Source organism: Halorussus lipolyticus (assembly GCF_029338375.1).
In the GTDB taxonomy this organism is placed as follows: Archaea; Halobacteriota; Halobacteria; order Halobacteriales; family Haladaptataceae; genus Halorussus; species Halorussus lipolyticus.
On sequence record NZ_CP119804.1, the window covers coordinates 1,847,395 to 1,870,936 of the forward strand.

27 protein-coding genes are annotated in these 23,542 nt (G+C 63.9%); 18 read left to right on the forward strand and 9 right to left on the reverse strand.

Annotation, left to right across the window (positions count from 1 at the left end; genetic code table 11):
* Positions 1-3: 3 nt before the first annotated feature.
* From P2T57_RS09410 to P2T57_RS09425, 4 genes are read left to right on the forward strand one after another with little or no spacing between them, the layout of a single operon-like run.
* The gene (locus P2T57_RS09410; protein WP_276298941.1) at positions 4-387 is read left to right on the forward strand and encodes a DUF7971 family protein; all 384 of its coding nucleotides are present in this window, start codon (positions 4-6) and stop codon (positions 385-387) included.
* 1 nt (position 388) lies between these two features.
* Positions 389-679 (forward strand): ubiquitin-like small modifier protein 1, encoded by a 291-nt coding sequence (locus P2T57_RS09415; protein ID WP_276298942.1) that lies wholly within the window; start codon positions 389-391, stop codon positions 677-679.
* Positions 680-949, forward strand: a complete 270-nt coding sequence (locus P2T57_RS09420) for a MoaD-like domain-containing protein (RefSeq protein WP_276298943.1) — start codon at positions 680-682, stop codon at positions 947-949.
* A gap of 25 nt (positions 950-974) precedes the next feature.
* Positions 975-1,334: a DUF8048 family protein gene (locus P2T57_RS09425; RefSeq protein ID WP_276298944.1), complete on the forward strand. Its 360-nt coding sequence runs from the start codon at positions 975-977 to the stop codon at positions 1,332-1,334.
* Between the two features lie 153 nt (positions 1,335-1,487).
* Here P2T57_RS09425 and P2T57_RS09430 read toward each other — a convergent pair whose 3' ends face one another.
* Entirely contained in the window at positions 1,488-2,756 is a 1,269-nt protein-coding gene (locus P2T57_RS09430; protein WP_276298945.1) for a trans-sulfuration enzyme family protein, read from the reverse strand.
* 195 nt (positions 2,757-2,951) lie between these two features.
* Positions 2,952-3,446, reverse strand: coding sequence for a GNAT family N-acetyltransferase (locus tag P2T57_RS09435; protein ID WP_276298946.1), 495 nt, complete (start codon positions 3,444-3,446; stop codon positions 2,952-2,954).
* A 180-nt stretch (positions 3,447-3,626) separates the two neighbouring features.
* Here P2T57_RS09435 and P2T57_RS09440 point away from each other — a divergent pair, with 180 nt between their 5' ends.
* Positions 3,627-3,923 carry a hypothetical protein gene (locus P2T57_RS09440; RefSeq protein ID WP_276298947.1) on the forward strand — a complete coding sequence of 99 codons (297 nt, stop codon included), beginning with the start codon at positions 3,627-3,629 and terminating at the stop codon, positions 3,921-3,923.
* Between the two features lie 14 nt (positions 3,924-3,937).
* Here the strand turns inward: P2T57_RS09440 and P2T57_RS09445 are convergent, their stop codons facing one another.
* Positions 3,938-4,594 (reverse strand): hypothetical protein, encoded by a 657-nt coding sequence (locus tag P2T57_RS09445; RefSeq protein ID WP_276298948.1) that lies wholly within the window; start codon positions 4,592-4,594, stop codon positions 3,938-3,940.
* 462 nt (positions 4,595-5,056) lie between these two features.
* On the reverse strand, positions 5,057-6,988 hold the full coding sequence (locus tag P2T57_RS09450; protein ID WP_276298949.1) for an aldehyde ferredoxin oxidoreductase family protein: 1,932 nt from the start codon (positions 6,986-6,988) through the stop codon (positions 5,057-5,059).
* Positions 6,989-7,145: 157 nt separating this feature from the next.
* On the opposite strand from P2T57_RS09450, the gene P2T57_RS09455 reads away from it, so the two are divergent.
* Both P2T57_RS09455 and P2T57_RS09460 read left to right on the forward strand, forming a co-directional pair.
* Complete coding sequence (locus P2T57_RS09455; RefSeq protein WP_276298950.1) at positions 7,146-7,577, forward strand: VanZ family protein; 432 nt, start codon at positions 7,146-7,148, stop codon at positions 7,575-7,577.
* 167 nt (positions 7,578-7,744) lie between these two features.
* On the forward strand, positions 7,745-8,830 hold the full coding sequence (locus tag P2T57_RS09460) for an archaeosine biosynthesis radical SAM protein RaSEA (RefSeq protein ID WP_276298951.1): 1,086 nt from the start codon (positions 7,745-7,747) through the stop codon (positions 8,828-8,830).
* Positions 8,831-8,938: 108 nt separating this feature from the next.
* Here P2T57_RS09460 and P2T57_RS09465 read toward each other — a convergent pair whose 3' ends face one another.
* Complete coding sequence (locus P2T57_RS09465; RefSeq protein WP_276298952.1) at positions 8,939-9,529, reverse strand: hypothetical protein; 591 nt, start codon at positions 9,527-9,529, stop codon at positions 8,939-8,941.
* Positions 9,530-10,117: 588 nt separating this feature from the next.
* Here P2T57_RS09465 and P2T57_RS09470 point away from each other — a divergent pair.
* Positions 10,118-10,255, forward strand: a complete 138-nt coding sequence (locus P2T57_RS09470) for a hypothetical protein (protein ID WP_276298953.1) — start codon at positions 10,118-10,120, stop codon at positions 10,253-10,255.
* Positions 10,252-10,413, forward strand: a complete 162-nt coding sequence (locus tag P2T57_RS09475) for a hypothetical protein (RefSeq protein ID WP_276298954.1) — start codon at positions 10,252-10,254, stop codon at positions 10,411-10,413. The genes P2T57_RS09470 and P2T57_RS09475 overlap by 4 nt, the downstream gene beginning before the upstream one ends.
* Before the next feature lie 5 nt (positions 10,414-10,418).
* Here P2T57_RS09475 and purQ read toward each other — a convergent pair whose 3' ends face one another.
* Entirely contained in the window at positions 10,419-11,096 is a 678-nt protein-coding gene (gene purQ / locus P2T57_RS09480; protein ID WP_276298955.1) for a phosphoribosylformylglycinamidine synthase I, read from the reverse strand.
* Positions 11,093-11,344, reverse strand: a complete 252-nt coding sequence (purS, locus tag P2T57_RS09485; RefSeq protein WP_276298956.1) for a phosphoribosylformylglycinamidine synthase subunit PurS — start codon at positions 11,342-11,344, stop codon at positions 11,093-11,095. The genes purQ and purS overlap by 4 nt, the downstream gene beginning before the upstream one ends.
* Before the next feature lie 153 nt (positions 11,345-11,497).
* On the opposite strand from purS, the gene P2T57_RS09490 reads away from it, so the two are divergent.
* A complete protein-coding gene (locus P2T57_RS09490) occupies positions 11,498-12,457 on the forward strand; it encodes a formyltetrahydrofolate deformylase (RefSeq protein WP_276298957.1) in 960 nt (319 codons plus the stop codon).
* Positions 12,458-12,625: 168 nt separating this feature from the next.
* On the forward strand, positions 12,626-14,041 hold the full coding sequence (locus tag P2T57_RS09495) for an arylsulfotransferase family protein (RefSeq protein WP_276298958.1): 1,416 nt from the start codon (positions 12,626-12,628) through the stop codon (positions 14,039-14,041).
* 492 nt (positions 14,042-14,533) lie between these two features.
* Here the strand turns inward: P2T57_RS09495 and P2T57_RS09500 are convergent, their stop codons facing one another.
* Positions 14,534-15,559: a phosphoribosylaminoimidazolesuccinocarboxamide synthase gene (locus P2T57_RS09500; RefSeq protein WP_276298959.1), complete on the reverse strand. Its 1,026-nt coding sequence runs from the start codon at positions 15,557-15,559 to the stop codon at positions 14,534-14,536.
* 344 nt (positions 15,560-15,903) lie between these two features.
* Between P2T57_RS09500 and cofH the strand changes: the two genes are divergently transcribed.
* The 5 genes from cofH to P2T57_RS09525 all read left to right on the forward strand — a co-directional run bounded on the left by cofH (position 15,904) and on the right by P2T57_RS09525 (position 21,194).
* Positions 15,904-17,304, forward strand: a complete 1,401-nt coding sequence (gene cofH / locus P2T57_RS09505; protein WP_276298960.1) for a 7,8-didemethyl-8-hydroxy-5-deazariboflavin synthase subunit CofH — start codon at positions 15,904-15,906, stop codon at positions 17,302-17,304.
* Positions 17,305-17,314: 10 nt separating this feature from the next.
* Complete coding sequence (locus P2T57_RS09510; RefSeq protein WP_420028488.1) at positions 17,315-17,872, forward strand: metal-dependent hydrolase; 558 nt, start codon at positions 17,315-17,317, stop codon at positions 17,870-17,872.
* 176 nt (positions 17,873-18,048) lie between these two features.
* Positions 18,049-19,533, forward strand: coding sequence for a sensor histidine kinase (locus tag P2T57_RS09515; RefSeq protein ID WP_276298962.1), 1,485 nt, complete (start codon positions 18,049-18,051; stop codon positions 19,531-19,533).
* Positions 19,526-19,975 carry a response regulator gene (locus tag P2T57_RS09520; protein ID WP_276298963.1) on the forward strand — a complete coding sequence of 150 codons (450 nt, stop codon included), beginning with the start codon at positions 19,526-19,528 and terminating at the stop codon, positions 19,973-19,975. The genes P2T57_RS09515 and P2T57_RS09520 overlap by 8 nt, the downstream gene beginning before the upstream one ends.
* Positions 19,968-21,194 carry a hybrid sensor histidine kinase/response regulator gene (locus P2T57_RS09525; RefSeq protein ID WP_276298964.1) on the forward strand — a complete coding sequence of 409 codons (1,227 nt, stop codon included), beginning with the start codon at positions 19,968-19,970 and terminating at the stop codon, positions 21,192-21,194. Before P2T57_RS09520 ends, P2T57_RS09525 begins: the two co-directional genes overlap by 8 nt.
* Positions 21,195-21,241: 47 nt before the next feature.
* On the opposite strand, the gene cofG is transcribed toward P2T57_RS09525, so the two are convergent.
* Positions 21,242-22,339: a 7,8-didemethyl-8-hydroxy-5-deazariboflavin synthase subunit CofG gene (cofG, locus tag P2T57_RS09530; RefSeq protein WP_276298965.1), complete on the reverse strand. Its 1,098-nt coding sequence runs from the start codon at positions 22,337-22,339 to the stop codon at positions 21,242-21,244.
* Between the two features lie 148 nt (positions 22,340-22,487).
* Between cofG and P2T57_RS09535 the strand changes: the two genes are divergently transcribed.
* Complete coding sequence (locus P2T57_RS09535) at positions 22,488-22,703, forward strand: hypothetical protein (RefSeq protein ID WP_276298966.1); 216 nt, start codon at positions 22,488-22,490, stop codon at positions 22,701-22,703.
* A gap of 46 nt (positions 22,704-22,749) precedes the next feature.
* Positions 22,750-23,538 (forward strand): TrmB family transcriptional regulator, encoded by a 789-nt coding sequence (locus tag P2T57_RS09540; RefSeq protein WP_276298967.1) that lies wholly within the window; start codon positions 22,750-22,752, stop codon positions 23,536-23,538.
* Positions 23,539-23,542: the final 4 nt, after the last annotated feature.

Below are 23,542 nucleotides of genomic sequence, written 5' to 3' on the forward strand. Positions count from 1 at the left end.
GGCATGGACGAGATTTCGCTGACGGTACCCGACGCCATCACCGAATCGCTCCCCGCCGACGGCGACGACGCCGCCCGCGACATGCACCGGGCGGTCGAAGGGTGGGAGGACCGCCTCAACCGCGCCATCGAGGAGAGCGAGGGCGACGACGACGCGGCGGGCGCAGTCGTGGATGTCCTCGAACGCTTCGAGAACCGGTGGGAGCAGTACGACGACTTCGTGGCCGAACTCCGGGCGTGGGGCCAGTCGCCCATCTACGCGATGGCGTGGCGCGACCTGATGAGGTCGCTAATGGGCCAACTCTACGACCACGACGGCCTCGGCGAGTCCATCGACCGCGAGCGCCACGCCCGACTGGTGAGCGACGGCATCCGACCGGGGCGGTAACATGCTGGAACTGCGCTTCTTCGCCAACTTCCGCGAGGCCGTCGGCCAGAAGACCCTCGAACGCGAGTACCCCGACGGGACCACGGTCGGCGAGGTCCTGACCGACCTCGTGGACGAGTACGACCTCGACGTGTTCGAGGACGGCGACCTGCGACCCCAACTCTCCATCATGAAGAACGGCAAGGACGTGGTTCACCTCGACGGCGCGGACACGCGACTCGACGACGGCGACACCCTCAGCGTCTTCCCGCCGGTCGCTGGCGGAAGCACCGGAGCGAGGACAGCGCGATAGATGCGCGTCGAGAAATCCTTCAGGGGCATCTCCGAGCGCCTCGCCCGGCGCTACCTCTCGAACCTCGGGGGCGACATCGAGGGCGGCGACCCGGAGGGCGACGGCGACGTGGTGGGCGAGGAATGGCGCGCGAGCATCTCCTCGGAGAAGGTGAGCATCGGCCCCTCGGTCGAACTCACCGAGGTCACGGTCGTCTTCGAGGGCGACGAGGACGCCCTCGACACGCTCGTCGAGAAGTTCTCCCAGAAGGCGATGCGAGCGGGCGGATGACGACAGCGAGAGCCAACAGCAGACGATGACCGCCGACAACCCTATCGAAGGACAGGTGTTGGTCCTCACCGCCGCGAAGGCCAGCGTCAGCGGCGAGCGCGTGCCGGAACTGGTCGCCGAGGCCCGCCGAGAACTGGAACCGCGAGGCGACGAACTCCGGCGGAAGTACGAGCGCGTCCACGCCGACGACGTGCGGGAAATCTTCCTCGCCCCCGGCGAGTTCTGGGCCGAGGTGGGCGACGATATGGGGTGGGAGCGCCGAGAGGAGGAAGCGGTGGCCCGCGCCCACGCCGAGCAACTGCTTCGCGTGGGGCGGCGCGAAAATCGGGAAGCCGAGTTCGAGACCGCGCTGGAGGTGCGTGAGGCCGTGGTTATCGGTACGTGAACTGTAGGATTGAGAGAATTGGATAGAATGGAAATCGGAGTCCGCCGCGCCGTCGCTCACTCCGTTCGCCACGACGCCGAAGATGTGAGTGTTTCACCGAGCGAAGCAGATGGTTGTCGCCCTATTTGAGGGTGGATAGTCCCGAATCGAGCCTCAGTCGTCGTTGGGGGTGGCTTCGGCGAGGTCGTTCTCGGTCGCGTCGGCCATCGCCTCGAACCCGCGTTCGAGGTCCGCGATGAGGTCCTTGGGGTGTTCGACGCCCACCGAGGCCCGGAGGAGACTGTCGGTAATCCCCAACTCGGCGCGCTCCTCGGCCGGGAGGGGCGAGTGGGTCATGCTCGCGGGATGCTCGATGAGGCTCTCGACGCCGCCGAGGCTGACTGCGAGGGTGAACTCCTCCAGCGCGGCGACGAAGTGTTCGACCGCTTCCAGACCGCCCGCCAGCTCGAAGGAGAGGACCCCGCCGTGGCCGTCCATCTGGCTGTTGGCGAGGTCGTGCTGGGGGTGAGATTCGAGGCCGGGGTAGTGGACCGCATCGACCAGTTCGTGGGTTTCGAGGTAGGCCGCGACTTCGGCGGCGTTCGTCTCGTGCTGGCGCATTCGGAGGGGAAGCGTCTTCATCCCCCGAAGGACCATGTAGGCGTCGAAGGGAGCCATCACGTTGCCCATCCCGACCTGCTGGAGGAAGCCGATTTCTTGGGCGTAGTCGTCGTCCGAGAGGACCGCCACGCCGCCCAGCGAGTCGCTGTGGCCGTTGATGTACTTCGTGGTGCTGTGGACCACCACGTCCGCGCCGAGTTCGAGCGGGCGCTGGAAGTACGGTCCCATGAAGGTGTTGTCCACGCCGAGGAGCGCGTCGTACTCGTCCGCGATTTCGGCCATCTCCTCGATGTCGCAGAGTCGAAGCAGGGGGTTGGTCGGCGTCTCCATCCAGAGCAAGGCGGTTTCGTCGGTCGTCGCCTCCCGGACATTCTCGGGGTCCGCGGCGTCAACGAAGTCCACCGCGACGTTGAGTTTGTCGCGGAACAACTCCTTGAGCATCGTGTTCGTGCCGCCGTAGAGGTCCTCGAAGGCGACTACGTGGTCGCCGGGTTCGACCGCGGCCATCACGGTGGCGACGATGGCGCTGGTGCCCGAGGCGAACGCCATCGCGTGGTCGCCGCCTTCGAGCGCCGCGACTCGCTTCTCGACCGCGTGGCGGGTCGGGTTCGAGAGTCGGGTGTAGAGAAACTCGTCGTCGTCGGGGTTCAGGTCCTCCAGCGCGGTGTCCATGTCGATGCCATCGACCGCGTAGGTCGAGGAGAGGTGAATCGGCGACGTTACGTCGCCCACTCCGTTCGAGAGGTCTGGCTCCTCGCCGTAAGTCACGGACAGCGTTTCGAACCGCTTGTCGTCGGCCCCAGTCGGTTTTTCAGAGGACATACACAACTACTGTATCTCCGACGGTGGGCCATATCATTCCTTCGACTGTGTAATGCGCCGAAAGAATGTGAAATAGGAAAATATTACCGTCATAAATAACGGCAGTACTTGCCGGCCGGTCCGGGGAAATTTCATATTCGGACAATACTGTACGAATCCGACGCGCGCCGATTTACGGACTCCCGGTTCGCCCGGTCAGTCGGCCTTGGCGTAGACGTTCTCGGTCCGGGTGGTCCCGTCGAGTTGGGTCTCGGCCTCGTCGGTCTTCTCGAACCCGTGGTCCTCGTAGAAGGCGTTGCCCATCTCGTTGTCGGCCAGCACCATCGCCTGCATCGACTCCGCGCCGCGGTTCGTAAGGTCCTCCTCGATGGCGTCCAGCAGGCCCGACCCGATGCCCTCGTTCCACCGGTCGGGGTGGACGTAGAGGCGCAGAATATCGCCCTTCCCTTCGTCGTCGGTCGCACCGTGGACGAACCCGACGATGTCGCCCGAGTCGTCGTCCGTGGCGACGAGACACACCTGCTCGTCGTCGCCGATGATTCTGGTCATGGTCTCCTCGGCGTACCACTCCGAAACGGCGTCCTCGATGACCGACTCGGGCACCGCGTCGGCGTAGGCCTTCGTCCACGACTCGTGGGCCAGCGATTTGATGGTCGAGATGTCGTCTGCGGTGGCTTCTCGCATCTCCATGTTTGATGGTCGCGTGGAACAGGGTTAGCCGTAGCGGTCGGATTCGTCGAGCGTCGTCACTGAAAGAGGAAACGAGCGGGTTCGACCCGAGGAACCGGAAGGACGGCCAGCGGTCATCGTCTGCACGCATCCTATCCACGCCAACGGAAAGTTGATATAGGTGGAAGTGATGTAGAAATCATGGAATTGTCGCTCGAATCGGCCGCTCTCGGCGTTCTACCGCTACTCGCACTACTCGTCGGGTACGTCGTCTATCGCGCCGCTCGAACGACGGGAACGCCGAGTCCGTTCCAGCGCGGAGTCGGGACGGCGGTGGTCCTGCTTCTCGCGTTTCCGGCGGCGTTCGGTCTGACTGCGCTGTATCTCGGAAGCGACTGGCAGTACCGGGCACTCTACTTCGCTCCGCTCGTCTTGCTCGGTGTCGCACTGTCCCTCTTTTCGGCGGCGAAACGACCCATCCTCGATACAGCAAAATAGCGGGTGACGACGCGCTACAGTTGACTGCCTTCGTTGGAGTCTGTCGTGTACGACCCGTCACTGCGCACGAGCGTCTCAATCCACGGATACGTGTTCTGCACGCAACCGATGTTTCCACCGGCACAGAGGCGGAAGTGGCCCTGCGTCCACGACTCGTAGAACGAGTTGCCGTCGCCGCCGCGTTCGGTGTTGTCCTTGTGGCCGACGAACTGCCAGAACGCCGAGTCGGTGTCTCCCCAGCGTCGGCGGTACGTGTTGCTCACGGTCGAACCGTCATAGCACCAATCAACCAGCTGGTTGTATCGGTAGAGTTCCTCGCCGGACCCGTTTACGCCAATCCAGTTCGCAGTCACGGATTTACAACCGGACGCCATCGCGGACACGTCTTCCGTCGTGAGGCCGTTCCCGTTACCGTCGGTGACTTCGACTCGGTGGTCGGTGACGGTGAGATACCGGACGACCTTCTTCTGGTCGCCTTTGGAGAGTCGCCGGAACGCCTCCTCGGGATTGTCGGCGTTCTCGACTTCGCGCGCGAGTTCTTCCGCGGACTTTCCGCCGCTCTCGTTCGCGTATGCGGTGCCTGCGCCAAACGTCGTAACGAACCCGGCGAGGGCGGCTTTCTTCAGGAACGTTCGACGGTTAGGTTCGTTAATTCTTTCTTCATTCTTCATTTGATTTCTTACCCAAATTATCATTGCTAGAATATAATATACACATTTCTATCGGTGAGTCTATATTGTATTAATATCTGAGTAGTAAGATATATTACTTCCAAGCGTCGTTAAATATGAACTTAATTATCAGTTCGGCGGGCCACCCCGCCGTCGGGTCTAGCACGAAACGGACGACGAGAAAGAGACGACTCGCCGACGCGCGTGGGAGGACGTGATAGTCGGTGCGCCGCCGTAACGCGCGAAGAGAATTAAATACTCATATTTTAGCAATAATTTCGTATTCCTCAACTGGTTTTACTATCCTCCCCGGTCCGACGTGGAGGCCCAATCGGTCTCGTGTACGGGGGTATCGAGATTCCCATCGACTACTGCCTCAACAGGGGAAACGACGGGATCATGACGGTCACAGTCCGGTCAGACCGCCCGCCAAAAACGGAAAACGAAGTCGCGCTTCGAGCGTCAGTCGTCGCCCGAGGCCGCCGCGCCACCCGAACTAACGCCCGTACCCGGTCCAACGTCGATGCCGAGTTCTTCCAGTTTCTCGTCGGGGACCACGCCGTCCTCCCAGTCCCGAACCTCGTAGTACTCGTCTTTCATCTGGTCGAGTTCCACGAGTTGGCCCTCGGAACCACCCTGTCCGGGGATGGCCTTGGGTTCGCCCTCCACGAACCGGACCGGCAGGTCGTCGTCACTCCCGTCGAAGCCGACGAGGTTGTTGTAGTAGCGTTCGAGGTTGTAGATGCGCTCGCCCGCCTTCATGAGTTCCTCCTCCGAGAAGTCGAGGCCGGTCATGCCGTTGAACTGCATGACGTACTCCTCGATGCCCTCGGCGAAGGCGTTGAACTTGCAGATGTCGAAGGAGTCGCTGATTGCGTGGAGGTCTTGGAAGGTCGCGCAGAGTTCGCCCTTGCCTTCGGGTTCGCTCGGGTCCACCTTCTCCGGGATGCCCAGAATCTCCGCCGAGGGCGTGTAGCCCCGGAGGTGGCAGGCACCGCGGTTCGAGGTGGCGTAGCCGATTGCCATCCCCTTCATCGCGCGGGGGTCGTAGGCCGCCATCGTCTGGCCCTTCACGTCGAGGGACATGTCGGCGTCACCGAGTTCCTCGGCGGCTCGCATCGCACCCTCGGCCAAGAGGTCCGCGAGTTCGTCCTCGCGGTGAGCGATGCGCTCTATCATCTCTATCATCGTGTCGGCGTCGCCCCAGTCGAGGCCTTCCTCCAAGTGGCCCTCCTCGGTGGCCTCCATCGCCATCGCCATCGTGTTGCCCACGTCGATGGTGTCCACGCCCATGTCGTTGCACCGGTCTATCATCATGGCCACCTTGTCCCGGTCGTCGCTCATCGAGTTCGGGCCGAGCGCCCACGCCGACTCGTACTCGTAGGACTCCATCCGGATGTTGTGGTCCTCGCCCTTGTGATGGACGTTGACCTCGACCTCCTTCTTGCACGCCACGGGACAGGAGTGACAGGTGGGTTCGTCCACCAGAATGTTCTCCCGGACGTTCTCGCCCGAGACCTTCTCGGCGTCGATGTTGGGTTCCGAGGGGTCCTCCTCGGCCTCGCTACTGGTCGAGGTGTTCCGGGCGTTCCGGGTCGGCAGACCGTCCATCTCCTCGGTCAGGTTCATCAGGACGTTGGTGCCATACATCGACAGACCGCCCTCGTTGGGCGCGGTCACGTCGGACTCCTGAATCGCCTGCATCGCCTGCTTGTGACCCTCTTGGAAGGTCTCTTGGTCGGCGGGCTTGGGCATCTTGGTCGAGGACTTCACCACGATTGCCTTGAGGTTCTTCGACCCCATGACCGCGCCGGTCCCTCCTCGGCCCGACGCCCGGTCGTCCTCGTTGATGATGCAGGCGTACCGGACCTGATTCTCGCCACCCGGTCCGATAGCCATCACCGAGACGTTCTTGCCGACCTTGCCGTCTACCTCGTCACCCAACTCGTCGATGGTGTCGTGGATGCCCGACCCCCAGAGGTGGGACGCATCACGTAACTCGACCTCGCCATCTTCCACGACAGCGTACACTGGCTCCTCGGCCTCGCCCTCGAACAGCAGGCCGTCGAATCCGGCCCACTTGAGTCGCGCTCCCGACCACCCGCCGTGATGGGAGTCGGTGACGGTGTTCGTGAGCGGCGACTTGGTGACGACCGCAATTCGGCCGCTCATCACGGTCTGGGTCCCCGTCAGCGGCCCGTTCATGAACGCCAGCAGGTTGTCCGGCCCGAGGGGGTCCACGTCCGGCCCTTGGTCGAAGACGTACTTGACGCCGAGGCCTCGCGCCCCGATGTACTTCCGAGCGTCCTCGTCGTCGATGCCCTCGTAATCTACGCGCTCGTCGCTCAAATCGACGCGAGCAACGTGGTCTTGGTATCCGCCGAGGTCAGTCATAGTAACGTTCTATCCTTATATTGGGCCGGAATCCTGTTAGTCGTTGCCGTGATAGCGTAACCGAAACCGGTTACACACCGAAATCGAGCGCACCGAAGCGAACCGGACGCCGTCTCGACCACCGGTTTTTACCGGGTCGGAGACGAACCCTCGCCCGATGAACGACGATAGGTTTCGTCCGCCGGGATGGCTCCGCTGGTTGGCAGTCGCGTTCGTCGCTGGCGGGATTCTGTACGCTTCGGTTCTCGACTCGCCCGGCGGCGGCCTCTCGACCCTCGGTCCCTTCGGCGTGTTCGGGATGGACAAGTGGCTTCACGCGGTGGGCTACGCCGTCCTCGCCGGGACGCTCGCCAGCGCGCTCGCCCCCGGCCGGAGTCCTACGGTCGTGGCCGCGCTGGCGGCCCTGCTGACGGTCGGCTACGGCATCGGTTTGGAGTTCGCGCAGGCCCCGCTGGCCCAACGCTACTTCTCGGTCGCGGACATGGTTGCCGACGCCGTGGGTGCGTTCGTGGCGGTTCTGGGCTGGCGTCTCGGTATCGAATTCGTGGGCCGGTCGCGCTCGGAGAAACGGCCCGAGTCGGAGGCGTGAGTCCGCCGTATCGGACGCTTGCGACGTTAAATATAGTACTTTGCGCGCGAGGAGCGAGACGAACTCCGAAGTGTCCGACCGACCGGTTTTCGGACCGGTGAAACCAGACGAATCTGCACGCCACAACCCGAAGCCGATTTACGCGCCCGGTCGCTAGACGCCCTTAAATGAGCAAACCGAGTCCGGACGTCTACGAGCAGGGCCGGGGGATGGACGCGCACAACAAGGTGATGCGCGACATCCGGGCCCAGAAGGACAAGACCTACGACCCCCACGAACCCACCCGAGTCTGGATAGACGAGGACCGCACGCCCGGCGGCGTCTACCAGAGCCTGACCATCATCCTCAACACCGGCGGGTGTCGGTGGGCGCGGGCCGGTGGGTGTACGATGTGTGGCTACGTCGCCGAGTCGGTAGAGGGCGGGTCGGTCGCCCACGACGCGCTGATGGACCAAATCGACGTGTGCCTCGACCACGAGCGAGAGAAAATCGAGCAAGGAGAGGCCGACGGCGAGTCGGGTCTCATCAAAATCTACACCTCCGGGTCGTTCTTGGACGAGCGCGAGGTCGGTGCCGAAACCCGCCAAGCCATCGCCGAGACGTTCTCGGACCGCGAGCGCATCGTGGTCGAGAGCCTCCCCGACTTCGTGGAGCAGGAGAAAATCGAGGACTTCACCGAGCAGGGCCTCGAAACCGACGTGGCAATCGGTCTGGAAACCGCGACCGACCGGGTGCGCCACGACTGCGTGAACAAGTATTTTGACTTCGAGGACTACATCGAGGCGAGCGAGGAGGCCGACGCCGCTGGCGCAGGAATCAAGGCGTACCTCCTGATGAAACCGCCCTTCCTCTCCGAATCCGAGGCCGTCGAGGACATGAAGTCGTCGGTCCGGCGGTGCGCCGAGTACGCCCACACCGTCTCGATGAACCCGACCAACGTCCAGCGGTACACGATGGTTGACCAGTTGTACTTCCGGGACGGCTACCGCCCGCCGTGGCTCTGGTCGGTCGCCGAGGTGCTGGAGGACACCGCCGACGCCGACGCCATCGTGGTCTCGGACCCGGTTGGTCACGGCTCTGACCGCGGGCCGCACAACTGCGGCGAGTGCGACGACAAGGTTCAGAAGGCCATCAAGGACTTCGACCTCCGGCAGGACCCGAGCGTCTTCTCGGAAGTAACCTGCGAGTGCGAGGCGACGTGGGAGGCCGTGGTGGAGCGCGAAAAGAGTTTCAGCCTGCCGCTCACGCGGTAAGCACGGCTGAGAGGTTCTTTTTTCGAAGACCGTGAGGTGTGAGCGAACGCGAACCCGAGAGCGAGGCCGCGAGTATCGACCCACCGGTGGTGAAGACCTCGCGCCGAGTCACGACTCCGAGACAGTCGCGGTATCGCAGGCCAGTTCGGTCGTAATCGTGAACTCCGAAATCTCGTCGGGGCCGACCACCACGTCGGTCACGGAGTCGTTGCAGTCGAACCGCGAGCGCGGGGTTTCGATGGTGTGCTGGCGGTCGGCGGTGCTGACGGTGCTGTCGTAGGCCCGCGGGTCGGCGAGTTCGACGCCGAGGACGGCGCGGGCGGGGTACTCGATAGTCTCGTCCAGCACTGTTTGGCCGCCCGTAGCGACCACGACCGAGATTTCGCGCTTCCGGTCGGTGTCGTTCCAGACCCAGATTTGGTGGGGCAGGTTGTCCTCGGGGTTGGCTACGCCCTCCCGGTCGCCCACCGAGAACGCCCGGAAGGGCCTCGTCTCGGTCGATTCGACCGTGGGGACGATGGGAACGCCGCGCTCGGCCACGGCGGCGGGGGTGGTCTCCTCGGCGGTCGGCGGCGAGGAGGTGGTCGTCTGCGCTGTCGTCGTCCCGCTCGGCGACTCGGTATCGGTGCCGAGACACCCCGCGAGACCGAGGCTCAGGCCGATTCCGCAGGTCCGCAGGAGGTCGCGTCTGGAGGGCATTAGCGGGGAGGTGGTCGTAGTTCGATAAGTGTCTTCTGTCGCGGGGCTTCGAGGCATAAGATAATTATTTGTTCTTTTTACAATTATTCATATTTCTTTTCCGTGTGTATATATTGCTTCAAACGCAAGTAGCAGAATCGACCTGATGGAGGTGTCTTCCGAAGCCCCCGGCCGCTCGCGGTCGCTCCGCGGCATATCCTCGGCTCTCAGCACCGCCCGCCTCGGATAGGGGCCGCGGAGCGACTAAACTGCACACGACCGGCCGGCCCCTTCATCCCACCCTCCGTGGCTGGTCGGCCGAGCGTTCGCAGTGGTTTGGTCAGTTGATCGTTCGCCAGCGGTTGATTCACCGAGCGCCCGCCAGCGCCCCGAGGTTTCCCAACCCGTCGTTGCCGACGCGGTGGCGAACCGCTCGCCAGACGAGGACCACGAAACAGTTTCAACCCGGATTTCGCCGGTCTAAGCCGACCCTACTCGCCGGATACGCCCCGGATAACAAAGTCCGCGAGGAGCGAGTGTCTGACTCGGGGGTGGCACATCGAGGGCGGTTCCGGGGACCGGGGAGTTCGCCGGGACCGCCGACCCGGTGTGTCGGACACAATGTCCGAGGGATGGGGCGACTACGAAACTATCTTCTGTTCGAACGGCTGGATAGAAATTCGGAACAGCGACGAGACCGACGACCAGTGGATAGCCAGCGATACGCCGGTTTCGATAGATAGATGACAGGAATAGCAGACCCGATAGCGGTGACGGCGGGACCGATTTCGGCGTGGTCGCTGGTAGCGATAGTCGGCTGGCTGGTCGTCGTCGCGCTGGTCTGGCTTCTCTTTTTCGCCTACGGTCGGAATCGGGGCGGGGACAACCGGAAAACCGAGTTCTGAGGACTTCAGGCCTCGAACCCGCGCAGGATGCCCTGCCCGTCGGTTCTGCCGATGTCGGGAAGCGTGATTCGCTCGGGATGAGGCATCAGCACCGCGACGTTCTCGGACTCGCCGAGGACGCCCGCGACGTTCTCCTTCGACCCGTTGGGGTTGGCTTCGGGCGTGACCGCGCCCTCCTCGTCGCAGTACCGGAACAGAACCCGATTCTCGTCGTTCAGGTCCGCGAGGTGGTCGTCGGTGACCTCGAATCGGCCCTCGCCGTGAGCGATGGGCAGTTCGATGACCTCGCCCTCGTCGTAGTCGGCGGTCCACGGCGTGTCGGCGTTCTCGACCCGGACGCGGACTCGCTCGCACTGGAACCGGGCGGAGGCATTGGTCGTGAACGCGCCGGGAGTCAGGCGGGACTCCGAGCCGATTTGGGCACCGTTGCAGACCCCGAGGACGGGCGTGCCCGACTCTGCGGCCTCCCGAATCTCGGCCATGATGGGGCTGTTGGCCGCGATTGCGCCGGCCCGGAGGTAGTCGCCGTAGGAGAACCCGCCGGGGAGCATGATGCCCGAGGGATTTTCGGGCAGGCCCTCCTCGTGCCAGACGAGTTCGGCGTCGATGTCGAGGTGGCCGAGAGCGCGCCGGGCGTCCCGGTCGCAGTTACTGCCGCCGAACTGGACGATTGCGACAGTCATCGCTCCGAAATCTCGACCTCGTAGTCGTGGATGGTCGGGTTCGCCAGCAGGCGCTCGGCCATCTCGTCGGCGCGTTCGGCGGCCGAGCCAGCCGATTCGGCGTCCAAGTCGAGTTCGAACCGGTCGGCCGAGCGCAGACTCTCCAACTCGAAGCCGAGTCGTTCGAGTGCCTGCTTGGTCGTCTCTGCCTCGGGGTCGAGGACGCCCTCCTTCAGGCGGACCGTGACCGTGGCGGTGTAGGCAGTCATGGTTCGAGATGGTCGTTCATGCTCAAAAGCCCTTTCGGAATCCGAGTTCGTTTCACGAACTTGCATATACGCGGGAATGTTGCATCGAAACGTCTCCTTTTATCTGCGAGTACCGTCAGAACCCACAACCATGTCCCCCGTGCAGGAGGTACGATGACGAAGCGAGAACTGACCGAAATCACCGTCGTCGGCGACGACGACACCGGACTCGTCGCGCGCGTCACGACGTTGCTGTTCGAGCGCGGAATCAACGTCGAGGACATCGACCAAGCGGTCCGCGACGACCTCTTCCGGATGACGATGCACGTCGATACCGATGGAATGGAGGCCTCCCGCGACGAGTTGCGAGAGGAGCTTCACGAACTCGGCGACGACCTCGGGGTGGACGTGCGGGTCCGGTTCCCGGCCGACCGGGAGACCCGGCGCATCGCGGTGCTGGTGACCAAGGAGTCCCATTGTCTGGAACGGCTCTGTGAGGCCGCGGAGGCGGGCGCGTTGGACGCCGAGCTTTCGGTCGTCGTCGGCAACCACTCCGACCTCCAACCGGTCGCCACCGAGTACGGCATCCCCTTCCACGACATCGGCGACGCCGAGGGCAACCCCGACGAGGACGAACTGCTCGAACTCCTCGCCGAGTACGACACCGACCTCGTGGTGCTGGCCCGGTACATGCGGATTCTCGGGCCGAACGTGGTCTTCCGGTACGAGGGTCGCATCATCAACGTGCATCCCTCGCTCCTGCCCGCTTTCCCCGGCGCGAAGGCCTACCGGCAGGCGGTCGAGGCCGGCGTCCGAATCGCGGGGGTGACGGGCCACTACGTGACCACCGACTTGGACCAAGGTCCCATCGTGGCCCAGCGAGCGTTCAACGTGCCGGATGGCGCGGGCGTCGATGTGCTGAAAGAGCGCGGCCAACCGCTCGAAGCTGAGGTCCTGCTGGAGGCGGTTCGGTTGCACCTCGCGGACGACGTGGCGGTCCACCGCGGCCGGACCGAACTGCGCGAGGACACCGACGACTCGGACTACCAACTCGGGATGGGTCCGGAGTTGGACCGGGCGACTCCTGACCGGCCGACGGATAGGTCGGTCGTGGTACCGCAGACCGACGATTGACAGGTCGGTCGTGGTTCCATAGGCCGACGACTGAGGACTGGCGACCCTGCGACCGGTTTCGAGCCACATCGAGCCTAATTATCTCTTTCGGTTAGTGAGACCGGTAACGTGAGGCTGGAATCCGTAACCGGCGGATAACAAAGACGGGTGGACGCAAAGGCCACCCCAATGCGTTCTCGGGACGCGGTTAGAGTGCTGTTCGTCGGACTCATCGTGGCCTCGGCGTTCGTGGTCGGAAGCGGGTACCTCTCCGCAGAGTCCTCGGCGTCGGTCGAGGGCCGGCCGACGTTCGACGCGCCGCGGGCCGACGGCATCACGGTGGTCGCCACCGACTCGAACACGTGGATGGGCGAGGCCAGCGACGGACCGCGAGCGCGGGCCGAACTGGTCGCGTTTCGGTCCAACGGGAGCGTGCTGTACTACAACGATTCGCACACGCGCTACTGGGACGTGGACCCGGTGAAAGGCGAGTCCCGGACCGTGATGTACGTCTCTGCCGACCACCTCAACGCCTCGGAGTGTTCGGCGACGACGCCCTGCACTAGAAACGTGGTCGAGGAGGTGAACCTCTCGACGGGCGAGGTCACGGAACTCTACGCCCGAATCACGCCGCGAAAGCACTCGACGCGGTGGCACGACGTGGACCGAATCGGCGAAAATCGGCTGGTGGTGGCCGACATCGCCCAAGACCGGGTGTACGTCGTCGATACCGAGACGGGACTGGTCGAGTGGTCGTGGGACGCCCAGAGCGAGTACCCCCTAGAGGGCGGCGGGCCGTATCCCGAGGACTGGACTCACATCAACGACGTGACCGTGCTGGACGACGGCACCATCATGGTCAGCATGCGGAATCAGGACCAAGTGGTGTTCCTAAGCCGCGAGACCGGTCTGCTCGAAAACCGGACGCTGGGCGAGGACGGCCGCCACGACATCATCTACGAGCAACACAACCCCGACTACATCAACGAGTCGAACGGCGGTCCCGCGGTGCTGGTCGGCGACTCGGAGAACAACCGCGTGATAGAGTACCAGCGCGAGGAGGGCGCGAACGGAACCGGCGACTGGGAGCAGTCGTGGATTTGGCAGGACGCCCGGATGCAGTGGCCGCGGGACGCCGACCGCCTGCCGGGCGGCAACACCCTCATCACCGACTCGAACGGCAACCGCGTCTTCGAGGTGAACCCGCAGGGAGAAATCGTCTGGAGCGTGGACGTGGCGTTCCCCTACGAGGCCGAACGCCTCGGTACGGGCGACGAGAGTACCGGCGGCCCGAGCGCCGCCAGCGCGGACCTCCAGTCGAAGACCGGCGGCGGCGGGAGCGCGGCCAACCCCTTCGACAACACCGCGAACTCGGGCGAGGAGACGGGGGTCCTCGACCGAGCGTGGGCCGTCGTCCGGGGCCTCCTGCCCGGCCGGACCGCCAACGGCCTGATGTACGTCACGCCGGTCTGGATGGGCGGCCCGGAGGTGCTGGCGCTCGGCGCTATCGTGCTGACCCTGCTGGTGTGGTTGCTCGCGGAACTCTACTGGTCGTCGTGGACGGCCTCGGTCAGTTCGCCGGTCTCGATTTCGCGTCGAAGATAGTTCTAGGATTTCTAAACCATTGTTTTTATTTCTTTGGAAATTGTATTTGTTTCTCTAGCCCAGTGTGACCATCTTTGTTCCGCACAGCGTATCCACGGACTGATTTCGGCCGGTGACACAATCCCCACCCCTCGGCGGACTGAAAGGGCGACCGCGAACCGCGCGAGGGCTTTCGAAACCACGTTCACTATTTTCGAGTAAGTCGCGCACTAACAGAGAAAGCCGAGAAGAAGCTAGCTTCAGGCTTGAGCAAAGGAGTCCCCGCAACCGCACAGCACCGCCCGCCACCGCGGACCTCACACCTCCCCAACCCCCTCACTCACTACGTTCGGTCGTCCCTCGCGCGAATTGGCAGACCACCGGCAGACAAACCACGTCTGGCGAGCAGTCGGCCGCTTCGCTTCCGACAACACGAGGGTCTGCCAGCACGCGCCGAGGTGAAAAATCAATCTCTCCGAAAAATCCGCGGCCGAAGTCTCGTCCAATCCAGTTTCAAAGATTCCGAACGGCGTCAACCGCGTCCACCAGCGAGGGCGCGTCGAACAGTTCCCGACCCACGTAGGCGTTGGTTCCGGCGGCGTAGAGGTCCTGCGCGGCCCCAACGACGCCCTCGTCAAGCGGTTCGGGCGACTCCTCGCACAGCGATTTCCAGTCGGCAACGTCCTGCGCCTTGGCCTCCTGCTTGGCCGCACCGACGGCCTCAACCCATTCTGGTTGGGTGCGCTTGTGGTACTGGCGAATGAACTCCTTGCTGACCTGCTGGCCGTGGAAGGTGAAGCGGTTCTCGTCGAAGGTGCCCACCACGTCGCCGACGCGAATCTCGCCGTCGAAGTAGAGACACTCGATTTTGCCGTCCTCGTGGACCAACTCGGCCTCGGCGGCCCGGTCGGTCACGATGCGGTTGACCTCGCGGGCGACCGCTTCGAGTTCTTCGATGTCGGCAATTCCGGCGATTCGGTCGGCCTCGCTTCGGGTGAGATAGCGGTCGCTCTCCTCGTACTTGGTCGAGAACTCCACGATGGGTTCCTCCAACTGGACCGCGCCCTCGGGCCACTCCTCGAAGTCCAGTCCGTGGTCGGCGGGATTGGTCCGCCGGCGGAGACTCGACCCCACGGGGACGCTATTCCGGAAGACGACTTCGAGCGGAATCAGGTAGTTGTCGGCGGCCTCGGCGTGGAAAGCGTCGTAGTCGTAGTTCCGACCCTCTCGGGGCAGGTCTGGCACCTGCGTCAGGTCGATGGCCATCTCGGTCGGCGCGTCCTCGGCGTCGGCGAGGGGGACGACTTCACCGGTCCCCGAATCCACTACACCGCGGTAGTGGGTCGGCACGCCCTCGTCTTCCAGCAACTCGAAGTTGTGCGCGCCCATCGAGCAGAGACTCGCACCCTTGTCCGGAATCTCGTCGGGCATCTTGCCCCAGTCGAACACCGAGTAGTCGTCGGTGAAGACGAAGGCTCCTCGGCCCAGCGTGGTCGCGGTCGGTTCGCGCTCAATGCGGAACTCCTTGACGCTGGTCATCGCAACCACCCGAATTCGGTCGTCGAACTCGCGTGCTCCTCGCCGCTCTCCGACCCGGAACTGCCTGCCCCGTCGCTGTCGCTCATGTGCGAGGGGTGGCCGCCGCCGGACTAAGGCGTTTCCATTCCCGTGCGTACTTTCCGACACTTCCACACCCGAAGTATGCACCTTCTCGTATTGACTCGGCAAGCGACTGCGAGCGACCGAGGAGTTCAACAGGCGTTCACCGTCCTGATTTCTGTCGAAACCGTTCTCCTCCATCCGGAAACTCCAAACCCGAACCCAACCCAGCAACACTGCCGTAACCCGTCAGTTTTTACCCCTCTAAGTCCTCGTCACGGGTGATGGAAGACGCGGCCCGGACGAACGTCCCGCGGGGAGAGTTCGACTTCGAGTGCGTGCCCGAGACCGACCAGTCGTTCGAGACGGCGCTGGCGAAAGCCCGCGACGGCGAGCGACTCACGGTCGCCGACGGCATCGAACTCATGACCACCGGCACCGACAGCGAGGACATCGACCTCGCCCGGAAAGAGCGCGTGCTGGAGGCCGCCGACCGACGCCGCGCCGAGGAGGTCGGCGAGGGCGTCACCTTCGTCGCCAACCTGAACAACAACGTCACCACGGCGTGCAACACCGGGTGTCTGTTCTGTAACTTCAAGAACACCGCCCAGAACTTCGAGGAGGACGCCGACGAGGAACACGCAGGCTTCACCAAGACGCCCGAGGAGTCCCGCGAAATCGTCGAGTCGGCCCGCGAGATGGGCATCTACGAGGTCACGTCGGTCAGTGGTCTCCACCCCGGTCTCGTGCTGGACGACGAACACAAGGAACTCCTCGAAACGAGCGACCGGGGCGACCTGAACTACAAACCCCCCGAGAAGTACGAGACCAATCCCGGCACCTACGTCGAGCAGATGGAGGCCATGAACGGCGGCGGCGTCCACCTCCACTCGATGACCCCCGAGGAGGCCTATCACGCTCGCCGAGGCACCGACTGGTCCTACGAGGAGGTCTACGGTCGCTTGAAAGACGCCGGCCTCGACAGCGTGCCGGGCACCGCGGCCGAGATTCTCTCCGACGAGGTGCGGTCGGTCATCTGCCCCGGCAAAATCGGGAGCGACGAGTGGGTCGAGGCGATGGAGGCCGCCGCCGCGGTCGGTCTCGACCTGACCTCGACAATCATGTACGGCCACGTCGAGAACGAGGCCCACCGAGTCAAGCACCTCGAACGCATCCGGGACTTGCAGGACAGAACCGGAGCAATCACCGAGTTCGTGCCACTCTCGTTCGTCCACCGGAACACGCCGCTCTACGACCGCGGGATGATAGAGTCGGGCGCGACGGTCCACGAGGACGAACTGATGATTGCGGTCTCGCGCCTGTTCCTCGATAACGTCGAAAACATCCAGTCCTCGTGGGTCAAGTACGGCGACGAGCAGGGTCTGAAGATGCTCTCGTGCGGCGCGAACGACTTCATGGGCACAATCCTGAGCGAGGAGATAACCAAGCGCGCCGGGGGCGAGTTCGGCGAGTTCCGGAGTTTCGCCGAGTACGTCGAGATGATAACCGCCGTCGGTCGGGTCCCGGTCGAGCGTTCGACCGACTACCGCCAGAAACGAGAAATAGACCCCGAGAACCCGCCGTTCGGCCCCGAACTCGGTCCGTCGGCGGACGGGACGCCGCTGGTCCCCGAAACCGACTCGGACGAGTCGGACGCCCCGACCGAGACCCTCGCGGACGACTGAGTGAGACACCGTGATGAACACCACTCATGCCGCGATGGGCGTCGCGCTGTCAGCGCCGCTGGTGGTCCTCGCGCCGGAACTCGCGCCAATCGCGGCGCTCTCAGCCTTCGTCGGCGGCGTCTTCCCGGACCTCGACCTGTTCTCGGGCCAGCACCGCCGGACGCTCCACTTCCCGGTCTACTACTCGACGGCGGGCCTCGTTGTGGGGGGTGCGGCCCTGTTTCGACCGTCGCCTGAGACGGTCGGGGCGGCGTGTTTCCTGCTGTCGGCCGCGGTCCACTGCGTCGCCGACGCTGTCGGCGGCGGGTTGGAACTCCGACCGTGGGAGGCCACCGACGACCGGGGGGTGTACGTCCATCCCGCGGGCCGATGGGTTCGTCCTCGGCGTTGGGTTCGCTACGACGGCGCGCCCGAGGACTTGGTTCTCGCGGGCCTGTTCTCGCTACCGGGACTCGTCCTGTTCTCGGGCACGGTCCGGACGCTCACCCTCGTCGGTCTCGCCGTGTCGGTGGTCTACACCGCGCTCAGAAAGCGACTGCCGGGAATCGAGACCAAGTATCTCAGGTAGCGAGCGCGTCGGCAGGCGAATCGCTGTCGGGGCGGTCGTCTCTCGTCGTCGCTTCGGGACGACCACCGGACACTGGTCTCGCCGAGGCGTGGCCTACAATTCGACACTCGCGAGAAGGATAGATTAATACACTATTTCATCACACTTATGATAGACGGTGAGAATTGGCCACATACATGGACACCTCTATTCGGGTGTTGGTCGTCGACGATAGCAGTTTCTACGCGCAACTCGTCGCCGACACTCTCGCAACGGACTACGACATGACGACGACGACGGCGGCCGACGCGAGCGAGGGTCTCGAACGCCTCGCGGACGCGGAAGTGGACTGCGTCGTTACCGACTACCAGATGCCGGGACCGAACGGAATCGAGTTCCTCGAGGCCGCCCGCGACCGGGGATTCGAACAGCCGTTCATCCTCCTGACGGGGACCGGAAGCGAGGCGGTCGCAAGCGAAGCGGTCGCCGCGGGCGTGACCCACTACTTCCAGAAGTCGGAGGGCGAACAGCAGTTCGAGAAGTTGGCGAACCAAATCGACAACGCGGTCGAACAGCACCGCACCGAGAAGAAGTACGAACTGCTGGTGGACAACTCGCCCGACCTCATCGCCCAAATCAGCGCGGACGGCGAGTTCGTCATGACCAACGAGGCCATGGCGGCCTCCTTCGGCGCGACCCCCGACGAGTTGACCGGAAAATCGCTCTACGACTTGGTTCCGGACGACATCGCGGACAAGCGACTGGAGGTCGGCCGAGAGGTCATCGAGACGGGCGAGACCCGGCGCTTCGAGGACGGTTACGACGGCGAGTACTTCCACAACGTCTTCGTCTCGGTGGACTTGCCGGGCGAGCGCGAGACGTTTCAGGTCATCGCCCGCGACATCACCGAGCGAAAAGAGGCCGAAATCGAGTTGAAAGAGACCGTCGAGAAGTTAGAGGAGTCCAACGCCCAGTTGGAGCAGTTCGCTTACGTGGCGTCTCACGACTTGCAGGAACCACTGCGGATGGTGTCTTCGTACATGCAGTTGCTCGAACGCAAGTACAGAGACGAACTGGACGACGACGCACAGGAGTTCATCGACTACGCCGTGGACGGCGCGAACCGGATGAAAGAGATGATAAACGACCTGCTCCAGTACTCGCGGGTCGATAGCCGGGGCGGCGACTTCGAGGAGACCGACTTCGAGTCAGTGGTCACGCAGGCCGAGGAGAACCTACAGGTCGCCATCGCCGAGAGCGACGCCGAGGTCACCCGAGACGACCTGCCCACGGTGGTCTGCGACGAGAGCCAGATGGTGATGTTGCTCCAGAATCTGGTGAGCAACGGCATCAAGTACTGCGACGAGGGGCCGCCGGAGATTCACGTCTCGGGCGAGCGCGACGGCGACGAGTACGTCTTCGCGGTCAGCGACAACGGCATCGGCATCCCGGAAGACGAGCGAGACGAGGTGTTCCGCATCTTCTCGCGGCTTCACGGCAAGGACGAGTACTCCGGTACCGGCATCGGACTGGCGATGTGCAAGAAGATTCTCGACCGCCACGACGGCGACATCTCGGTCGAGTCGGCGGTCGGCGAGGGTTCGACGTTCTCCTTTACGCTCCCGGTGCGAGACGCCGAAGGGGGCACGAGCGGGGAAAGCGGAGGTGAGACCGATGAATGACGGATTCGGCGAACCCATCGAGATTCTGCTGGTCGAGGACAACCCCGGCGACGTGCGCCTGACCGAGGAGGCCCTCGAACAGGGCGACGTGTTGAACAACCTCCACGTGGTCGGCGACGGCGTGGAGGCGATGAAGTTCCTCCACTGCGAGGGCGAGTACGAGGATGCGCCTCAACCAGACCTCATCCTGTTGGACCTCAACCTGCCCCGGAAGGACGGCAAGGAGGTGTTGAAGGAGATAGACGAGGACCGGGAACTCCGCCGGATTCCGGTGGTCGTGCTGACCAGTTCGGAGGCCGAGGAGGACATCGCCAAGAGCTACGAACTGCACGCCAACGCCTACATCACCAAGCCGGTGGACATCGACCAGTTCATCGACGTGGCACAGAATTTAGAGGAGTTCTGGCTCTCTATCGTCAAACTTCCGCCAAACGATGACTGAGGACGAAACAACCATCCTCCTGATAGAGGACAACGAGGGCGACGCGCGACTCATCGAGGAGATGATTCAGATGAAGGGGAGTCTGCTGGACGACAGCAGTCAACTCTCGCCCAACATCTCGCTGGTCCACGAGGAGCGACTCGAAGACGGTCTCGAATCGCTCGACGCCAAACCAGTCGATATTATCCTGCTGGACCTGATGCTCCCCGATAGCAGTGGCGAGGAGACGCTGGATTCGGTCTTGGAACGGACAGACGACGAGCCAATCGTCCTGTTGACCGGTCTCAACGACCGAGAGTTCGGCGTCAACGCGGTCCAGCGCGGGGCGCAGGACTACCTCGTGAAGGGCGAAATCGACGGCGAACTGCTGGTCCGGACGATGCGCTACGCGATGGAGCGCAAGAAGAACGAGCGCGAACTCGCCCGCCGGACCGAACAACTCGCCATCCTGAACCAGATTCTCGAACACGACATCCGAAACGACATGAACGTGGTCCACGGCACCGGGCGACTCCTCCGCGACCGGATTTCGGACCCCGACCACGAGGAACTCCTCGACCGGATGCTCGACAACAGCGCCCACGTCATGGAACTCACCGAGACGGTCTCGACCCTGCTGAAGACGATTACGGGCGACCGAGACCCGCACCTCGAACCCGTGGACGCCGGCGCGGTCCTCGAATCCGAGGTCCGGAAGATTCGGACCTCCCACGACGACGCCACCTTCGTCGTGGACGGCGAGATTCCCGACGCGACCGTTCAGGCGAACAACATGCTCTCGTCGGTGTTCAGCAACCTGCTGAACAACGCGGTCCAGCACAACGACACCGACGAACCGCGAATCGAAATCGGCGTCGAGGACTGCGGCGAGACGGTCGAAATCGCCATCGCCGACGACGGTCCGGGCGTCTCCGACGAGCGAAAGGAGACCATCTTCGGCAGAGGGGAGCAGGGTCTGGATAGTTCGGGCACCGGCATCGGTCTCTATCTGGTGGACACCCTCGTCGGCCAGTTCGGCGGGTCGGTCCGGGTCGAGGACAACGACCCGCGCGGCGCGGTGTTCGTGGTCGAACTCGTCGCACTGGACAGCGACGAACCCGGCGACGAGACGACCGATGCGACCGGCGACGAGACGGCCGACGTAACCCGCGACGAGAACGACGACGAAATCGGTGACGAGACGACCGACGGAGACAGCGGTTTCGAGGTTTGGAACTGAATTTTCGCTCCTAGAGACAGCTCATTCTTTCCGACGCCCCAGCGAACTTAGGTCGAAAGGACCGACCGATACCGCTCGCCCGCCTCGTCGTCGGCCCTGATAGCCGAATGAACTGTCTCGGAGACCCACTCGTCGGACAGGTACCGCCGGTAGACCGGCAGGCGCTCCCGAAGCGGGACCCCGGCCTCGTCGGCGATGTCCTCCAACTCCTTCAGCGCCGGCCACTTGTACTCGGGATTGATGTGGTCGTCGGTGACCGGCGAGACGCCGCCTAAGTCGTCCACGCCGCAGTCCAGCAGTTCGCGGGTCGGCGAGAGGTTCGGCGGGACTTGGACCGAAACCTCCTCGGGCAGGCAGTCGCGGGCCATCGCCACGACGCGGCGCATCGTCTCGACCGAAGGCCGGTCGTAGTTCGAACGCTCGTTGGGGACCACGTTCTGAACGATGACCTCTTGGACGTGGCCGTACCGCTCGTGCATCTCCCGAATCGCCAGCAGGCTTTCGGCCCTGTCGCGCCAGTCCTCGCCGATACCGACGAGGAGTCCCGTCGTAAACGGCACCCCCAACTCGCCCGCGTTCCGAATCGTGTTGAGTCGCTGACCGGGGTTCTTGACCCGCGGTCCGGCGTGGGCACCCACGTCGGCGGTGGTTTCGAGCATCACGCCCATCGAGGCGTTCACGTCCGCGACCAGCGCCATCTCGTCGCGGGTCTGGTCGCCGGGGTTGCTGTGGGGAAGCAGGCCCTCGTCCAGCGCGATTTCGCAGACCTCCCGGAGGTAGGTGTGGATGGAGTCGTGGCCCCACTCGGCGAGTTGGTCGTGAACCCGCGTGTACCGGTCGTCTGGGTCGTCGCCGAAGGTAAAGAGGGCCTCGGTGCAACCGGCGTCCGCACCAGTTTGGAGAATTTCGCGGACCTCCTCGGGCGAGAGGAGCGAGGCCTCACCGGGCGGGTCGAAGTAGGTGCAGTAAGTGCAGGTGTACCGGCAGGCGGTGGTCAGGGGGACGAAGACGTTCTTGGCGAAGGTGAGTTCGTCGGCGGGGTCCACGTCCTCGGGTCCGGTGTCGAGGAGGTGTCGGACCTCGTCCTCGTCGAAGGAGAGGTCGATGTCGTACTCCTCGAGTCCCGGAATGTCGGCACCTGCCATCGTCCCTTGGTTCCTCCGCGGACCGGAAAACGATTGCTACTCCCGCCAGACCTCGACTCACCTAATTTTTCACTCGAATCGTAAACTAGCGTTTCTGCATTACATAGTAAGTATCTCTTATACGGGCGGGGTACGTTCGTCACCGCCAATGCCACTCTCTGATGGTCTCCAGCAGAACCTCCGAAACCTCCTACTCGAAGCGTTCGCCGACGGAGAAACGGTCTCCGGGACGTGGAAAGCCGAAACGGCGCGAGACGACCTCCCCGACTGGCGAGTCGAGGTCGAGCGCGTCGATAGCACCGACAGCGGTAGGCCGGTCACTGCGGCCTCGTGTTCCGCCCCGACCGAGGAGGACCCCCGATGAGTACCCAGCCACAACTTTTTGGTCGGCACAGTCCCCCCTGAAGTTCATGGCCGGAGAAATCGACGACCTGCCCGGCAATCGGGCAGTCGAGACTCTGCAGAAACTCGGCCTGACGGAGTATCAGGCGCGGTGTTTCGTCGCGCTGGTCCGGGTTTCGAGCGCGACGGCCAAGGAGGTGAGTCGCATCGCCGACGTGCCCTACACGCGGGTCTACAACACCGTCGAGGAGTTGAAGGGCCAAGGGTTAGTCGAGGTCCAAGAGACCGACCCCCGAGAGTTCCGCGCGATTCCGGCCGACGACGCGATTCGGGCGCTCCGCGACGAGTACGAGGCCCGACTCGAAACCGCCGAGCGAACCCTCTCGTCGCTGGAGACCGAGAGCGACACGCGCCACTCGGGGTCGTGGGAGATTTCGGACCACGAGCAGGTGACCCGCCGGGCGACCGAAATCGTCGCCGAGGCCGACGACGAGGTGATTCTGGTCGGCACCGACGAGCAGTTATTCGAGACGCAACTCCTCCGGCGACTCGGCGACGCGGCGGGTGACGCCGAGGTGGTCGTCGGCGTGCCCGGCGAGGACGCCAGAGAGCAAGTCGAGGACCGAGCGCCCGAGGCCGAGGTCATCGAGTGGAACACCATCCCGGACAACGACTGGTCGCTCGGGCGCATCCTGATGGTGGACCGCTCGGCCGTGATGTTGAGTTCGCTCCGGGGCAACGACCTGCCGGGCGTCTGCGACGAGTCGGCGGTGTGGGCGCGGGGCCTCGACCACGGTCTCGTGATGGGCGTCAGCGACCTGCTGGTGACGCTGATGGACGCCCGCGACGTGTACTGACCGG

Coding starts and splice junctions, on each gene's coding strand:
- P2T57_RS09410 (WP_276298941.1), top strand. CDS start 4: ATGGACGAGATTTCGCTGACGGTACCCGACGCCATCACCGAATCGCTC.
- P2T57_RS09415 (WP_276298942.1), top strand. CDS start 389: ATGCTGGAACTGCGCTTCTTCGCCAACTTCCGCGAGGCCGTCGGCCAG.
- P2T57_RS09420 (WP_276298943.1), top strand. CDS start 680: ATGCGCGTCGAGAAATCCTTCAGGGGCATCTCCGAGCGCCTCGCCCGG.
- P2T57_RS09425 (WP_276298944.1), top strand. CDS start 975: ATGACCGCCGACAACCCTATCGAAGGACAGGTGTTGGTCCTCACCGCC.
- P2T57_RS09430 (WP_276298945.1), bottom strand. CDS start 2,756: ATGTCCTCTGAAAAACCGACTGGGGCCGACGACAAGCGGTTCGAAACG.
- P2T57_RS09435 (WP_276298946.1), bottom strand. CDS start 3,446: ATGGAGATGCGAGAAGCCACCGCAGACGACATCTCGACCATCAAATCG.
- P2T57_RS09440 (WP_276298947.1), top strand. CDS start 3,627: ATGGAATTGTCGCTCGAATCGGCCGCTCTCGGCGTTCTACCGCTACTC.
- P2T57_RS09445 (WP_276298948.1), bottom strand. CDS start 4,594: ATGAAGAATGAAGAAAGAATTAACGAACCTAACCGTCGAACGTTCCTG.
- P2T57_RS09450 (WP_276298949.1), bottom strand. CDS start 6,988: ATGACTGACCTCGGCGGATACCAAGACCACGTTGCTCGCGTCGATTTG.
- P2T57_RS09455 (WP_276298950.1), top strand. CDS start 7,146: ATGAACGACGATAGGTTTCGTCCGCCGGGATGGCTCCGCTGGTTGGCA.
- P2T57_RS09460 (WP_276298951.1), top strand. CDS start 7,745: ATGAGCAAACCGAGTCCGGACGTCTACGAGCAGGGCCGGGGGATGGAC.
- P2T57_RS09465 (WP_276298952.1), bottom strand. CDS start 9,529: ATGCCCTCCAGACGCGACCTCCTGCGGACCTGCGGAATCGGCCTGAGC.
- P2T57_RS09475 (WP_276298954.1), top strand. CDS start 10,252: ATGACAGGAATAGCAGACCCGATAGCGGTGACGGCGGGACCGATTTCG.
- purQ (WP_276298955.1), bottom strand. CDS start 11,096: ATGACTGTCGCAATCGTCCAGTTCGGCGGCAGTAACTGCGACCGGGAC.
- purS (WP_276298956.1), bottom strand. CDS start 11,344: ATGACTGCCTACACCGCCACGGTCACGGTCCGCCTGAAGGAGGGCGTC.
- P2T57_RS09490 (WP_276298957.1), top strand. CDS start 11,498: ATGACGAAGCGAGAACTGACCGAAATCACCGTCGTCGGCGACGACGAC.
- P2T57_RS09495 (WP_276298958.1), top strand. CDS start 12,626: ATGCGTTCTCGGGACGCGGTTAGAGTGCTGTTCGTCGGACTCATCGTG.
- P2T57_RS09500 (WP_276298959.1), bottom strand. CDS start 15,559: ATGACCAGCGTCAAGGAGTTCCGCATTGAGCGCGAACCGACCGCGACC.
- cofH (WP_276298960.1), top strand. CDS start 15,904: ATGGAAGACGCGGCCCGGACGAACGTCCCGCGGGGAGAGTTCGACTTC.
- P2T57_RS09515 (WP_276298962.1), top strand. CDS start 18,049: ATGGACACCTCTATTCGGGTGTTGGTCGTCGACGATAGCAGTTTCTAC.
- P2T57_RS09520 (WP_276298963.1), top strand. CDS start 19,526: ATGAATGACGGATTCGGCGAACCCATCGAGATTCTGCTGGTCGAGGAC.
- P2T57_RS09525 (WP_276298964.1), top strand. CDS start 19,968: ATGACTGAGGACGAAACAACCATCCTCCTGATAGAGGACAACGAGGGC.
- cofG (WP_276298965.1), bottom strand. CDS start 22,339: ATGGCAGGTGCCGACATTCCGGGACTCGAGGAGTACGACATCGACCTC.
- P2T57_RS09535 (WP_276298966.1), top strand. CDS start 22,488: ATGCCACTCTCTGATGGTCTCCAGCAGAACCTCCGAAACCTCCTACTC.
- P2T57_RS09540 (WP_276298967.1), top strand. CDS start 22,750: ATGGCCGGAGAAATCGACGACCTGCCCGGCAATCGGGCAGTCGAGACT.